Source organism: Haematospirillum sp. H4485 (genome assembly GCF_012102745.1).
In the GTDB taxonomy this organism is placed as follows: Bacteria; Pseudomonadota; Alphaproteobacteria; order Rhodospirillales; family Rhodospirillaceae; genus Haematospirillum.
In genome coordinates, this window is record NZ_JAAVSY010000002.1 from 12,516 (window position 1) to 26,462 (window position 13,947).

General features: G+C 58.3%; 13 protein-coding genes. 7 read left to right on the forward strand and 6 right to left on the reverse strand.

Annotation, left to right across the window (positions count from 1 at the left end; genetic code table 11):
• Window position 1 precedes the first annotated feature (1 nt).
• Together HEQ61_RS02645 and HEQ61_RS02650 are read right to left on the reverse strand one after the other, a co-directional pair.
• Entirely contained in the window at window positions 2-1,069 is a 1,068-nt protein-coding gene (locus tag HEQ61_RS02645; protein WP_245183087.1) for an NAD(P)H-dependent flavin oxidoreductase, read from the reverse strand.
• On the reverse strand, window positions 1,069-2,286 hold the full coding sequence (locus tag HEQ61_RS02650; RefSeq protein ID WP_168019570.1) for an aspartate kinase: 1,218 nt from the start codon (window positions 2,284-2,286) through the stop codon (window positions 1,069-1,071). Before HEQ61_RS02650 ends, HEQ61_RS02645 begins: the two co-directional genes overlap by 1 nt.
• Before the next feature lie 164 nt (window positions 2,287-2,450).
• Here HEQ61_RS02650 and ubiG point away from each other — a divergent pair, with 164 nt between their 5' ends.
• Entirely contained in the window at window positions 2,451-3,194 is a 744-nt protein-coding gene (ubiG, locus tag HEQ61_RS02655) for a bifunctional 2-polyprenyl-6-hydroxyphenol methylase/3-demethylubiquinol 3-O-methyltransferase UbiG (RefSeq protein WP_168019571.1), read from the forward strand.
• Between the two features lie 12 nt (window positions 3,195-3,206).
• On the opposite strand, the gene HEQ61_RS02660 is transcribed toward ubiG, so the two are convergent.
• Complete coding sequence (locus HEQ61_RS02660; RefSeq protein ID WP_168019572.1) at window positions 3,207-4,679, reverse strand: TrkH family potassium uptake protein; 1,473 nt, start codon at window positions 4,677-4,679, stop codon at window positions 3,207-3,209.
• A 61-nt stretch (window positions 4,680-4,740) separates the two neighbouring features.
• Window positions 4,741-5,232 (reverse strand): DUF1178 family protein, encoded by a 492-nt coding sequence (locus tag HEQ61_RS02665; RefSeq protein WP_168019573.1) that lies wholly within the window; start codon window positions 5,230-5,232, stop codon window positions 4,741-4,743.
• A 179-nt stretch (window positions 5,233-5,411) separates the two neighbouring features.
• Here HEQ61_RS02665 and HEQ61_RS02670 point away from each other — a divergent pair, with 179 nt between their 5' ends.
• From HEQ61_RS02670 to HEQ61_RS02690, 5 genes are all read left to right on the forward strand, one after another.
• Complete coding sequence (locus tag HEQ61_RS02670; RefSeq protein ID WP_168019574.1) at window positions 5,412-5,666, forward strand: exodeoxyribonuclease VII small subunit; 255 nt, start codon at window positions 5,412-5,414, stop codon at window positions 5,664-5,666.
• A 12-nt stretch (window positions 5,667-5,678) separates the two neighbouring features.
• Window positions 5,679-6,593, forward strand: a complete 915-nt coding sequence (locus HEQ61_RS02675) for a polyprenyl synthetase family protein (RefSeq protein ID WP_168019575.1) — start codon at window positions 5,679-5,681, stop codon at window positions 6,591-6,593.
• Between the two features lie 43 nt (window positions 6,594-6,636).
• On the forward strand, window positions 6,637-8,562 hold the full coding sequence (gene dxs / locus HEQ61_RS02680) for a 1-deoxy-D-xylulose-5-phosphate synthase (protein ID WP_168019576.1): 1,926 nt from the start codon (window positions 6,637-6,639) through the stop codon (window positions 8,560-8,562).
• Between the two features lie 85 nt (window positions 8,563-8,647).
• Window positions 8,648-9,253, forward strand: coding sequence for a MarC family protein (locus tag HEQ61_RS02685; RefSeq protein WP_168019577.1), 606 nt, complete (start codon window positions 8,648-8,650; stop codon window positions 9,251-9,253).
• Complete coding sequence (locus tag HEQ61_RS02690; protein ID WP_168019578.1) at window positions 9,253-10,029, forward strand: TlyA family RNA methyltransferase; 777 nt, start codon at window positions 9,253-9,255, stop codon at window positions 10,027-10,029. Before HEQ61_RS02685 ends, HEQ61_RS02690 begins: the two co-directional genes overlap by 1 nt.
• A 52-nt stretch (window positions 10,030-10,081) precedes the next feature.
• Here HEQ61_RS02690 and sppA read toward each other — a convergent pair whose 3' ends face one another.
• The gene (gene sppA, locus HEQ61_RS02695) at window positions 10,082-11,863 is read right to left on the reverse strand and encodes a signal peptide peptidase SppA (protein WP_168019580.1); all 1,782 of its coding nucleotides are present in this window, start codon (window positions 11,861-11,863) and stop codon (window positions 10,082-10,084) included.
• 155 nt (window positions 11,864-12,018) lie between these two features.
• Between sppA and HEQ61_RS02700 the strand changes: the two genes are divergently transcribed.
• Window positions 12,019-12,981 (forward strand): ROK family protein, encoded by a 963-nt coding sequence (locus tag HEQ61_RS02700; RefSeq protein WP_168019582.1) that lies wholly within the window; start codon window positions 12,019-12,021, stop codon window positions 12,979-12,981.
• A gap of 5 nt (window positions 12,982-12,986) precedes the next feature.
• On the opposite strand, the gene HEQ61_RS02705 is transcribed toward HEQ61_RS02700, so the two are convergent.
• Window positions 12,987-13,844 carry an EipB family protein gene (locus tag HEQ61_RS02705; protein ID WP_168019584.1) on the reverse strand — a complete coding sequence of 286 codons (858 nt, stop codon included), beginning with the start codon at window positions 13,842-13,844 and terminating at the stop codon, window positions 12,987-12,989.
• Between the last annotated feature and the right edge of the window lie 103 nt (window positions 13,845-13,947).

Sequence of the window (13,947 nt, forward strand, 5' to 3'; positions counted from 1 at the left end):
GTCAGATATTGGGACCACTCACCCGGTTTTCAAGGGCTGAAACCGCCTGCCCCACCAATTCCTGCAGAATTTCCGCCACAGGCTGTTCCCGCGTGACCATGCCAACACTCTGGCCAGCCATCAAGGACCCATGATCCACATCCCCATCGATCACCGCCCGGCGCAAAGCCCCAGCCCAGAAATGCTCGATTTCCAGCTGGGCATCTTTCTGGTCCAGCTCCCCGGCGCGAAAACGCTCGATAACAGCGCGCTGGGTTTCCATAAACAGCTCCGTTCCCTTGTTGACAAGGGCACGCACAGGAATAACAGGAAAACGTGGATCAAGCTGGACTGTAGGGACCGCATCGCGGGCACTGGCTTTCAGGAACTCACGCTTGAAGGCCGGATGCGCGATACTTTCCGTGGCACAGACCAACCGCGTACCAATCTGGACCCCCGCCGCCCCCATCTCCAGGAACGACGCAATAGCCTCGCCGCGCCCGATGCCGCCGGCAACAAAGACCGGAACATCGCGCATGACAGGCAAAATCTCCTGCGCCAAAACACTGGTGGAAACCGGTCCGATATGGCCACCTGCCTCGGTTCCCTCAATCACAAGGGCATCCACACCGGAACGAACCAGCTTTTTGGCCAGAACCACGGCCGGTGCAAAACAGATCACCCGCGCCCCACCATCCTTGACACGGCGTATGGATGCAGACGAAGGCAGGCCACCGGCCAGAACAATGTGGCCCACGTTTTCCGCCAGGCACACAGAAATCAAGTCATCCAAGCGCGGATGCATCGTAATCAGGTTCACACCGAACGGCTTGCCGGTCAGGGCACGGGTCGCCCGTATCTCGGCCTCCAGCAGATCCGGGGTCATCGAACCAGAGGCAACGACGCCAAAACCCCCGGCATTGGACACCGCTGAAACCAAGCTGCGCTCCGACACCCAGGACATGGCACCGCCAAGAATGGCATACTCACATCCCAGAAAAGCCCTGCCCGCAGCCCAGAGATCATCAAGATGCCTTCTGCCCTCCCCGGTCACATCCCGCGTGGCCGACACTCCGTTTCCCTCCATCATCAGGCATCCAGCCGATAGGCTGTGTGCAAGGCACGCACGGCCAGCTCGGTATACTCTTCGGCGATCAGAACCGAAACCTTGATCTCCGACGTGGAAATAACCTGTATGTTGATCCCCTTTTCGGCCAGGGCCCCGAACATCGTCTGCGCAACACCTGCGTGGCTGCGCATGCCAACGCCGACAACCGACACCTTGGCGACATCCGGGTCCGTCACCAGTTCAGCATAACCCAGCTGCGTCTGGCGGGACTCAAGAACCTTCACCGCCCGCCCGAAATCATCCCGGCTGACAGTAAAGGTCATGTCTGTCGCCCCGATCCCGCGGGAAATATTCTGGACAATCATGTCCACGTTGATATTGGCTTCCGTCAGGGGACCAAAAATAGCGGCAGCAACCCCCGGACGATCCGGCACATTGACCAGGGTAATCTTGGCCTCGTCCCGGGAATAGGTGATGCCGCTGACAAGTTCCTTTTCCACGATTTCATCCTCGTCACAGATAATGGTCCCGGTTGCGTCCGAGAAACTGGAGCGGACTTGCACCCGCACTCCATGCTTCATGGCCATTTCCACAGAGCGGACCTGTAGAACCTTGGCCCCGAGAGAGGCGCTTTCCAGCATTTCCTCATAGGTAATCTTTTCAAGCTTGCGGGCACGGGCCACAATGCGAGGGTCGGTTGTATAAACGCCGTCAACATCGGTATAGATATCGCAGATATCAGCTTTTATTGCCGCAGCCAGGGCAACAGCCGATGTATCGGATCCCCCACGTCCAAGGGTCGTGACCCGGCCATCAGGCCCCATACCCTGGAAACCTGCAACCACAGCCACCTCCCCCCCGGCCATACGCTGGAGCAACACAGAAGTCTCTATGCCCACAATACGGGCGCGGGAATGTGCACCATCGGTATGAATTGGTAATTGCCAGCCTGCCCATGAACGGGCACGGACCCCCAGATCCTGAAGGGCCATGGCCAGAAGACCGATCGTAACTTGCTCGCCCGTTGCGACAACAACATCATATTCCCGCACATCGTGCAAGGGAGCCAGATCCCGGCAGAACCCCACCAGCTTGTTGGTTTCACCGGCCATGGCCGACACCACAACAGCCACCTCGTGACCGGCGTCAACCTCGGACTTCACACGGCGGGCGACATTGCGGATACGGTCAAGATCCCCGACGGAGGTACCGCCAAACTTCATAACAACTCGAGCCATCGGGAAAAGTCCGTCCCCTGGATTCATGTAAGACACGGTTCTGCAATTGCCGGAACCTGCGGGCCGGTATACATACTCCGGCAGGTTCCGTGGCGCAAGGTTCCGACACACCACACCTGTCTTGCGTTGCCTTTTCTGTATGTCAACCAGCGGAGTATGCCCGGATGAACAAGGCTCAAACCACAGCATCGCCCGAAGAGCTGGCGAAATTCGAGGCCATGGCCGATTCGTGGTGGGATCCAGAAGGAAAGTTCAAGCCCCTGCACCGGTTCAACCCGCAGCGGCTTTCCTTCATCCGCGACGCAGCCTGCGCCCATTTCCGCCTGAATCCAGCGGATACAACCCCGTTCCAGGGATTGTCGCTGGTTGATATCGGCTGCGGGGGTGGCCTTCTGTCTGAACCCATGGCACGGCTGGGCTTTGCCGTCACCGGCATCGACGGGGTGGAAAAGAATATCGGCACGGCACGCGCCCATGCGGCCCGCTCTGGCCTGGATATTGATTACAGGGCCACACTGGCGGAAAACCTGGTTGCGGAAAAGGCCCAATTTGATGTGGTGCTGTCCATGGAGGTCGTTGAACACGTCGCCGACCCGGACTTCTTCCTGCAAACCTGTGCAAACCTGGTCAAGCCGGGGGGCATGCTGGTCGGCGCCACCATCAACCGTACCATCCGCTCGATGTTACTGGCCAAGATCGGGGCCGAATACATCCTGCGCTGGCTTCCCAAGGGAACCCACGACTGGGATAAATTTGTGAAACCCAGTGAATTTGCCGCCGGGTTGCGTCGTGGAGGCATGGAAGTCACCGACCTGCGGGGGATGAGCTACAATCCCCTGTCCGGTGACTGGTCCATCACCGATGACCTGTCCGTCAACTATCTGCTGATTGCCAAACACCCGGCCTGACACAGGCCGGGATCAATCCCGCCAGAAGCGCCAGAACAATAACACAAGAACCGAGAAAAACTCCAGACGGCCAAGGAGCATACCCACGGACAGGGCCCACTTGGCAGCATCAGGAAGGGGCTGGAAGTTGCCAACCGGCCCGATAATGTCACCCAGACCCGGTCCAACGTTCCCAACTGCGGTTGCAGCACCTGAAATCGCTGTAACCCAGTCCAAGCCAACGGCAGCAAGGAACAGGGTAATACCACCAACCGTCGCAATGTAGATGAAGAAAAACAACAGGACCGAGGCAGCAACATCTTCTGTAATGCGGCGATCACCGTACCGCTGGACCTCAACGGCATTCGGGCTGATCAGGCGGTGGATATGCGACACGAAAAGCTTCCAGGCAATATGAAAACGGAAGATCTTTATCCCGCCCGCCGTTGACCCTGTGCACCCGCCAACGAATAAAAGGGCAAAGAAACTGGCCACCGCCAGATTGCCCCACTGGGTGTAGTCAGCGCTCGCAAAGCCGGTTGTTGTGACCACTGAAACAACGCTGAACATCACGTGGCTGAAGGTATCAAACAGATCATCCTTGCCAGTCAGCATCATCCACACGGTCAGAATAACAGATGTCAGGATCAGGAAGCCCAGAAATCCCCTGACCTGCAGATCAGAAAACAGAACCCGGACCCCGCCACGCCCCATGCGGATAAACAGGGTAAAGGGCACCCCGCCGCAGATCATGAAAACAATGGCAACCCAGTTGATAAAATGGCTGTTGAAATGAGCAATAGAGCTGTCCGAGGTAGAATAGCCGCCCGTAGAAAGAGTCGACATTGCATGGTTGACAGCTTCGAAAAGAGTCATGCCGCCCAGCAGGTAGAAAACCGTACACAAGGTCGTCAGGGCAATATAGATCAGGACCAGGGCCGCTCCCAGCTGGCTGACCTTTCCCAGCACCTTGTCGCCTGTATCCGAGCTTTCCATCTTGAACAGCTGCATACCCCCGACCCGCAGGAACGGCAGCAGCGAAATGGCCATGACAACAATTCCGATCCCGCCCAGCCAATGCAGCAGGGAACGCCACAGCAGGATACCGGGAGGAGCCAGGTCAAGACCGGTGATAACCGTTGCTCCGGTGGTTGTCAGGCCGGAAATAGCTTCAAAAAATGCATCCGTATAGCTCATACGGAAACGCGACAGATGAAACGGCATTGCTGAAAAGGCCGTAACGCCAAGCCACGACAGAACCGTCAGCAAGAAGGCCTGATGGCGGGACAGGGTGATATTCCGGTCAAAATTGGCAAATGTCAGCAACAAGCCGACCAGAACAGTCAACGCTCCGGAGACAAAAAAACTGACCCAATCCGGATCGCCACCGGCCAGGTCAACAGCAGCCGGCACCAGCATGGCCACGCCAAGAATGGTCAGAAACGCCCCGACCACAAACAAGACCGGCCGAAGACCAAGCGGACTATTCCCTTTTTGTTGCTGCATGAACGGCTGTATGTCCCCCGCACACCGTGGCCTACCCTGCTTGCTGCGCCCCACTGCAGGATCAAGCATTTTCCACCAACCAAGGCAGTGAAGCAAACTCTATCCCCTCTTCCCGCAAGGAATCACATTCCTGCGGTGAAGCCTCTCCATAAACCGGACGCGGCTCAACCTCGCCATAGTGGATCTTCCGGGCCTCTTCAGCAAAGCCCTGCCCCACATAATCACATTTTTCCTCAATGACACGTCGCACCATACCAATCGCCTCACGCAAACGGACATCATGCTCGCTGCGCAGACCAGGTACCCCGCCCGGTGCTGCATCAGAAGAGGTATCCCCTGCTGAGACAGGGGGCGGATCCCGTTCATCCCGCACGCCACACGCATCACGTTTTTTGGCAATCTTGGGGACAGAAAGCGCTTTTTTGACCTGGGTGCTGCCACAAACGGGGCACAGAACGGCCTGTTTTTCAACCATACAGTCATAGGCCGCACTGCTGGCAAACCAGCTTTCAAAAGTGTGCCCACCGGCACAGGCAAAGTCATAAAGGATCATCGTGCTGCTTTGTCATGATACAAGATGTCAGCATGTTGGGAACCGACACCGTCGTTTAAACGGCCCGGAAACCAAAGGCAATACAGAAGCCGTCAACAGGCTTCCCAAATCGCGCCCAGATATCTTGCCTTGCCGTCAGGTGCCCTATACTCTGGCGCCCCCAATGAGAAGAGGATGCCATGACGACCGCCACCCTGCCCCCGGATATTGCCGGACTAAGCTTCGAGGATGCCCTGCGCGAACTGGAGCAGATTGTCCAGCAACTTGAGCGTGGTCAGGTTCGACTCGACGAGGCTGTCGGGGCCTATGAACGCGGGACCCTTCTCAAGTTCCACTGTGAAAAACGACTGGCGGATGCGACAGCCAGGGTGGAAAAAATTGCTCTTGCTGCCGACGGAACGGCCAGCGGCACAACCCCTCTTGATCCAGCCTGAGGTTCCAGAACAATGCCCGGCATGAGCCTAGCCCTGCAGGCTGCCCTGAAAGAAAAAACGGCTGCGGTCGAAACAATGCTCGCCCGTCTGATACCGGAGATACCGGAAGCAGAGGGACGGGTCTTTGAAGCCATGCGCTATTCAACGCTGGCTGGCGGAAAACGGCTGCGCCCGTTCCTGGTCCTGGCAACAGCCGACATGTTCAATGTCAGCGAAACCGCAGCCTTGCGCACCGCATCCGCGGTGGAGATGGTCCACTGCTATTCTCTTGTCCACGATGACTTGCCCGCCATGGACGACGACAGCATGCGCCGGGGAAAACCAGCCTGCCACCGCCAGTTTGATGAAGCAACAGCCATTCTGGCGGGTGATGCCCTGCTGACCCGTGCGTTCGAGGTTCTTGCTGCCCCGTCAACCCATGCCGATCCTGCCGTACGCTGCACCTTGGTCAGTGAACTGGCCAAGGCCGCGGGGCCCCATGGCATGGTCGGCGGGCAGATGGTTGACCTTCTGGCTGAACGGAAAGGGCGGGATCACCCCGGGCTTGATGTTTCAGCCATCACCCGTATGCACCAGATGAAGACCGGCCGCATTATCGGCTTTTCGTGCATGGCCGGGGCCATCCTTGGCAAGGCACCGCCACAGATCCGCCACGCGCTGCAGGCTTATGCCCACGACCTGGGGCTGGCCTTCCAGATCGTCGATGATCTTCTCGACGTAGAGGGCGATCCGGCCCGCATGGGTAAAACCCAGGGAAAGGATGCCGCCGCCGGGAAGGCAACCTTTGTCACCCTGCTCGGCCTGGAGAGAGCGAAGGAACAGGCCCGTGCCCTTGGCGAACAAGCCATTTCCCATCTTAAAGTTTTTGACGAAGAAGCATCTTTGCTGCGCGATGTTGTAGGATATGTCCTTGAACGCCAGAGCTGACTGTCACGACACAACACGCACCTGATCGCACCGGAGGTTTCCTTTGCCGGCAAAACCCGACACCCCGCTTCTTGATACGATTACATACCCTGCAGACCTGCGAAATCTGTCGATCGATCAGCTTGGTCTTTTATGCGAGGAGCTGAGGGCCGAGCTTGTCGATGCCGTCTCGACAACCGGCGGGCACCTGGGGGCCGGGCTGGGGGTGGTCGAGCTGACTGTCGCCCTGCACCATGTTTTCAACACACCGAAAGACAGGCTGATCTGGGATGTCGGCCACCAGTGCTACCCGCACAAGATCCTGACCGGACGCCGTGACCGCATACGGACCCTGCGTCAGGGTGGAGGTCTTTCGGGTTTCACCTGCCGTGCAGAAAGTGAGTACGATCCTTTTGGGGCCGGGCACAGCTCCACCTCCATTTCCGCTGGCCTGGGAATGGCCGTGGCCAGTGACCTGTCAGGCGCCGGGAACCATGTTGTTTCGGTCATCGGTGATGGTGCCATGAGTGCCGGCATGGCCTATGAAGCCATGAACAATGCCGGTGCCATGAACGCCCGGCTGGTTGTCATTCTCAACGACAACGACATGTCGATTGCTCCGCCTGTCGGTGCCATGAGTGCTTATCTGTCAAAGCTGATCTCGTCCAAACCCTATGTGTCCCTGCGCAGCCTGGCCAAGGGACTGATCAAGCGCTTCCCGGAATCGTTGAACCGTGCCGCGCGCCGTGCAGAGGAATATGCCCGTGGCATGATGACCGGGGGAACCCTGTTCGAGGAACTGGGCTTTTACTACGTCGGCCCCATTGACGGCCACAACCTGGAGCATCTTGTACCCGTGCTGCGTAACGTCCGCGACCATGGTCACGGGCCGGTTCTGGTTCATGTCGTGACCCAGAAAGGCAAAGGGTATGCCCCGGCCGAGGCTGCATCGGACAAATACCACGGCGTGGCACGCTTCAACGTCATGACCGGGGCACAGGAAAGAAGCAAGCCCAACGCCCCCAGCTACACCGGGGTTTTTGCACGGGCCCTGACCGATGCGGCAGGACAGGATCCACGCATTGTCGCCATCACGGCCGCCATGCCTTCAGGAACAGGGCTGGATGTTTTTGCCTCGTCATTCCCGGATCGCTGCTTTGATGTCGGCATTGCCGAACAGCATGCTGTTACCTTTGCTGCCGGCTTGGCATCGGAGGGGTACCGGCCCTTTGCCGCCCTGTATTCGACGTTCCTGCAACGAGGCTATGATCAGGTTGTGCACGATGTTGCCCTGCAGAATCTTCCCGTTCGCTTTGCCATCGACCGGGCCGGTCTGGTAGGCGCTGACGGGGCAACCCACCACGGTTCCTTTGACCTTGCCTATCTGGGCTGCCTGCCGAACATGACCATCATGGCCCCTTCGGATGAAGCGGAACTGGTTCATGCTGTGGCTACAGCCGCTGCCCATGACAGTGGCCCCTTTGCTTTCCGCTACCCCCGGGGCGAAGGTGTTGGCGTCTCCCTGCCCGAGAAACCGCAGGTCCTGCCGATCGGCAAGGGCCGAATCGTACGGGAAGGCAAGGGAACAGCCCTGCTGGCCCTGGGTACCATCCTGCACCAGTGCCTTGAAGCCGCTGATATACTGGGCAGCCACGGACTGTCGCCGACCGTGGCGGATGCCCGCTTTGCCAAGCCCCTTGACCTTGCGCTGCTGGAAGACCTCGCAACACGCCACGCCATCCTTCTTGTTGTAGAGGATGGGGCAACCGGCGGATTCTCGTCCTGGGTCATGAAGGCATTGTCGGACTGCGGGCTTCTGGACGGTACCCTGAAGGTACGAACCCTGACCCTGCCCGATACCTTTATCGAGCAGGACACACCCGCCAGGCAGTTGAAAGAAGCGGGTCTTGATGCCGGATGCATTGCCGCCAAGGTCATGGAACTGCTGGCCAGCGACACCAGTGTTTCCATAAAGCCTGTATCAGGCTGAGATCGTTTGCGAACAGCAGATCAAGAGGATATTGTGGCCGGACTATCGGCTTTCTGCCGGTTCCTGATTGCTGGATCCCCGTGCCATGACGATTTTATCGGTCACAATCACCCTTTTTCTGCTTATGGACTCTCCGGGGAATGTCCCGATCTTTTTGTCTGTGCTGGGGCGGCTGGAAAAAACCCGCCGCCGCCGTGCAATCCTGCGTGAAATTACATTTGCCCTGATCGCCCTGCTGCTGTTCCTGTTTTTCGGTCGGACCCTCCTGTCCTCTCTGGGTATCTCGGCGCCCGCCCTGTCGGTAGCCGGGGGGGTTGTCCTGTTCCTGGTTGCCCTGCGCATGATCTTTCCGGGCCAGTATGGCAGCCTTACGGAAGGGACGGATCCGGACCCTTGGCTGGTTCCCCTGGCCGTGCCCTTGGCTGCTGGTCCGTCCAGCATGGCCTATGTCATGCTGATTGCCACGCAGGAGCCTGACCGGATCGGTGACTGGGCCCTTGCCATCGTCATGGCATGCGTGCTTGGCGGGCTGACAATTTATACCGGCGACCTTCTGCGCCGCTGGATCAAGGATCGAGCTCTCAACCTGATCGAGCGCCTGATGGGCATTATTCTTGTTGTGATTGCCATCCAGATGCTGATGAACGGCATTGGCCAATATGTACAGACCCTGAGTACCGCAACACCCTGATGACAAAGAAGACACAAGACCATTCCAAAAAAGCGACCAAGGAACGTATTGACCAGATGCTGGTGGACCGCGGCCTGGCCGAAAGCCGGACACGCGCACAGGCATTGGTGATGTCTGGCCTGGTTCTGGTTGATGGACACCGCGTTGACAAACCGGGAACCCGCGTTGCCCTGGACCAGACAATCGTCCTGAAAGGACAGGATCACCCCTGGGTCTCACGCGGGGGCTTGAAGCTGGACAAGGGGCTGGAGGTTTTCAACATTCCCGTTACCGGAAGCACGGCACTGGATGTCGGGGCATCTACCGGCGGCTTCAGCGATGTTTTGCTGACCCGGGGGGCGTCACGGGTTTATGCGGTGGATGTGGGCTATGGACAGCTGGCCCATCGCCTGCGGACTGATCCACGCGTCGTGGTTCTGGAACGAACGAATGCCCGCTATCTGACGACAGACCATATCCCGGAACCCGTTGACCTAGTCGTCTGCGATGCCAGCTTCATCGGCCTGCGGACGGTCCTGGAAACACCCCTGACCTTCCTGAAGCCGGGGGGATATCTGGTTGCGCTGATCAAACCACAGTTTGAAGTCGGCAAAGAGCGCCTGGGCAAAGGAGGAGTTGTCCGCGATCCCGCACTTCACCAGGAGGTTTGCGATACCATGCGCGCATGGCTGACAGATCAGCCTAGATGGACCGTTCTGGGTATAACGGAAAGCCCCATCAGGGGGCCGGAAGGCAATGTTGAGTTCCTTCTGGCGGCACAGCGGCTCCCGACCTGAAAAACCCGGCGTGGGGTGTGGATTGCGCATACCACACCCCTCGTCGCCGCTCCTACAATCCTTCAGAAGAAGGAGCCATCAGAACAGCCGGGCTTCGCCCGATGGCGCGCTGACGTTCGATCCCTGATACAAACGGCTTCACAAACGGTTCCAGGGCGGTCAGATAGCTCAACTGCCGCATGCCATGCGCCGAACCACCAAAGACAGCCAGAATTTGCTCCCATTCTGTTTTCGGGGCCGGAAATGGGACCAGATCGATCTCTGCGTCTTCAGCAATACCGGCGGCCTCCCGCGCCAAGCGCACGGCTGTACCAAAACCGCCAAGGACATCAACCAGACCAACAGCTTTTGCATCATGGCCGGACCAGACCCGGCCACGGGCCACATGGTCCACCTGATCGGGAGCGAGACCGCGCCCCTGTGCCAGTTTCCCTGTGAAATCTGTATAGATGGCATCAAGAGAGCGATCGAACCAGGCACGTTCTTCCGGCGTGAACTTGCGATTCGGACTAAGCATCAGGGCCCCGGATCCTGTCTCGACCCGCGCCCAGGAAACACCCAGCTTGTCCCACAATCCAGATACCACGGTCTTGCCCGAGAACACGCCGATAGAGCCTGTTATTGTACCCGGATTTGCAACAATCGCATGCGCGGGCATGGACAGAAAATAGCCACCCGACGCGGCATATTCGCCCATGCTCACAATCAGGGGCATACCCTTTTCCTTGGCCCGGGCCACCTCGCGCCAGATGGTATCACTGGCAACAGCATCGCCACCGGGGCTGTTGATCCGCAGGACAATGGCCTTGATATCCGGATCATCCACTGCACTGCGAATAGCCCCCGCAACCGTATCGGAACCAATACTGTGCGTTCCGGACATGGTTCCATCTTCGCTGGCCCCGGCATGGATGACACCCACCCCGTGAATCAGGGCAATACGCGAAGCATGCGGCGACGGGTGCACCGCCGTACCGGCAAGGTAATCATCCAATGATACCTCCTTGTCGGTTCCTGCTGCGCTGTGTACAGCATCCATAAACTCATCCAGGTACCCGATGGTATCAACCAGACCGGCATCCTTTGCTTCACTGGCAAACAAGGGAGGACGAGCCGCCAAGACTTCTACAGAAGCCCGTTCAAGGCCACGCCCGGAAACAACCGCATCAAGCAACTGGGACTGCCAGGAATCAAGCAAGGCACGCAGTGAAACCCGATGCGGCTCACTCATGTCATCGCGCACCAAGCTGTCCATCGCCGTCTTGTACTCCCAACGGCTTGCAAACTCATGCTCGATACCGATTTTTTCCAGGGCAGACTTCAGGAAAGGCACCTCGACACCAAAGCCTGTCAAACCCAGGGTCCCTGAAGGCTGCAGCCAGATTTCCGAGAAGCCCGATGCCAGAAGGTATTCTGCACCGCCGCCATTGGATTGCCCGAGAGTCTCGGCAAAGACAAAAGCCGGTTTGCCCGAATCACGAAAGCGCGCGATCGCGTCGCGCAGTTCCTGCGCTTCCGCCATACCACGCCCGGCATCACCAATACGGGCCGTCACCGCCTTGACCCTGGGGTCCGCAGCCGCACGATCCAGGACAGTGACAATATCGACCAGCGAGACCTGCGGCTCGAACAAATGATCAAGATGAACCTCTGGCAATTCCGGTGTTGGATAATCCAGGGACAGGGACAAAATCATCTCCGAAGGCAGATCAGTCGATCGGGAGAAAGAAGGCCCCAGGCGGGATACACCAATCACAAGAACAACAGACAAACTGACAAAAACAACGCCGCACAGAGCCAATGCCCACAACAACGCCCTACCAAAAATACGCATGACAGCTCCCTGAAAGGGTCAACCGGAATTGACAGACAACGCAAAAAGAAGCATCCCGGCAATTGACCCGCCCTGTAGTATGCCGCAAAAGTGGCAGTTGACGGACAGAAGTGCAAGCTTGGTCCACCAAGGTGTCAGAGAAGAGGGTTTCGTTCATGCCTCATCCACGCATCGGCATCAGTCTTGGCCATAACAGCTTTGATGTTCTGGCTCTGACAACCAACGACTTTGTGCTGACGCGCGAACAGCACCCGCTGACATCGCCATCCTACCACGACAGACTGCAAGCGATGGCCAGCCGGGTCAAAATGCTGGACCGTGAATATGGAAAGGGAAGCCTTGGCGTCGCCATCCCTGGCAGTATTACCCCTGACAGCGGACATATCCGGACATCCCCTGTCCAGGACTTGATTGGCCACACGATGCTCCTTGACCTTGCCGCAGCGATTGGACGTCCGGTGCGCATTGCCAGCGATGCAGACTGCATGGCGCTGTCAGAAACGATGGATGGTGCCAGTGCGGGCCTGTACTGCTGCTTCCATGCCATCCTGGACCACGGTGTAACCGGTTGCCTGACCATCGGAAACCGTATTCTGAGTGGCCCTAATGCGTTGGGGGGTGAATGGAGCCACAATCCTATTCCATGGCCACGGGAATGGAAACACGCCGACGAACGACCGGGCCCGGATTGTTACTGCGGACTGACAGGCTGCACAGAAACGTTTCTGTCAACGCATGGCCTGATAGATGACCACGCAAGAGCAACGGGCATGACACTACCGTGGCCTGATATTGCTGCATCAGCCACAGCCGGGGATCCGGACTGCCTGGAAAGCATGCAACGCTACGCAGACAGGCTGGCCCGGGCCCTGTCCATCATCGTCAATCTGGTTGACCCTGATGCCATTGTGCTGGGCGGCGCCCTGTCGGACATAGACTGGCTGTATGAAAAAATCCCCCTGCTGTGGTCCGGTTGGGCGCTGAGCAACAACACAGCAACCCGTTTGTGCAAAGCGGCACACGGGGCCGACAGTATTGTACGGGGAGCATCACTGCTGTGGGATTGCCAGGATCAGGTTCGCCCCCAACCGGCCCTGCTCCTCCATCCGGCAGACTAAACGCCCTATAGGGCACAGTCCGGCGCCGGGGGAGGATGGACCTCGACGAGCGTACCGCGCAGGCTGAACGTGCCAAAATTCTGCAGCAGGCTTTCGGCCACACCATTGCTCCGGTAACGCAGGGATACCTCGAAATCAGGAACACCCCCGCCGTTGGCCGGGTTGAAAAACGCCAAGACAACCGGCCACCCTCCACCCTTCAGCAAGGCATTACCGGGAAGAACGGAAGGAGCCTGATCCGGGAACGGGTTGCCAACTGCAGCCGACAGATCAAAGGCTGGGCCGATGATGGAACCATCAAAAACGGGACGGGCCAGAAAACGCCCTCCATTACGGGCCTGCCGGAAGAGAAGGTCTGTGTGCGCTGCCGGAAACAGCGTACCCGGAGACAGATCAAAAACAACGTCTTGCCGGTCTCCCTCTATCCGGAAAATAGCACTGCCAACCCCGGCAGGAGGCATCCGCGCTTCCCCCTGATAGGAATCAAGAACCTCCCCATCCCGCATGTTCTGGACAGAAAAGCGGTAGGACTGGCCATCCTTGGCTTCCCACGACATAAAGTCCCAGCTGGACGACACCGCATCCCCCTGACTCTGGAACAGAGTAAGATCAGTGCGGGTCTTGACCTTCCATGCTGTACAGCCATCTTCAAAAGTATAGCGCATGGTCCCGGAAGCCCCGACAATCCCCGAGGAAGAACGGGCCGAGTGCAGCTCCATCCGGTACACGGCCGCGTGGGGCACAAGGCTGGAGCCCTTCGATGGAACAACAGGCTTTGACCAGACTGCAACAGAAAAGCCGGCACCCAGGAAAGGCCCGACAACACAAGACATCAAAGCTATTCTCAGATAACGCCCATACATGGCAGAGTTCCTGCGGACTGCCTATTGGCCGAAACAATGACGCCCCAGAATGGTGCAGTTCAAAGGATTTGCCAAGTCAGCTCCACACCCGGGGGCGAGCTAC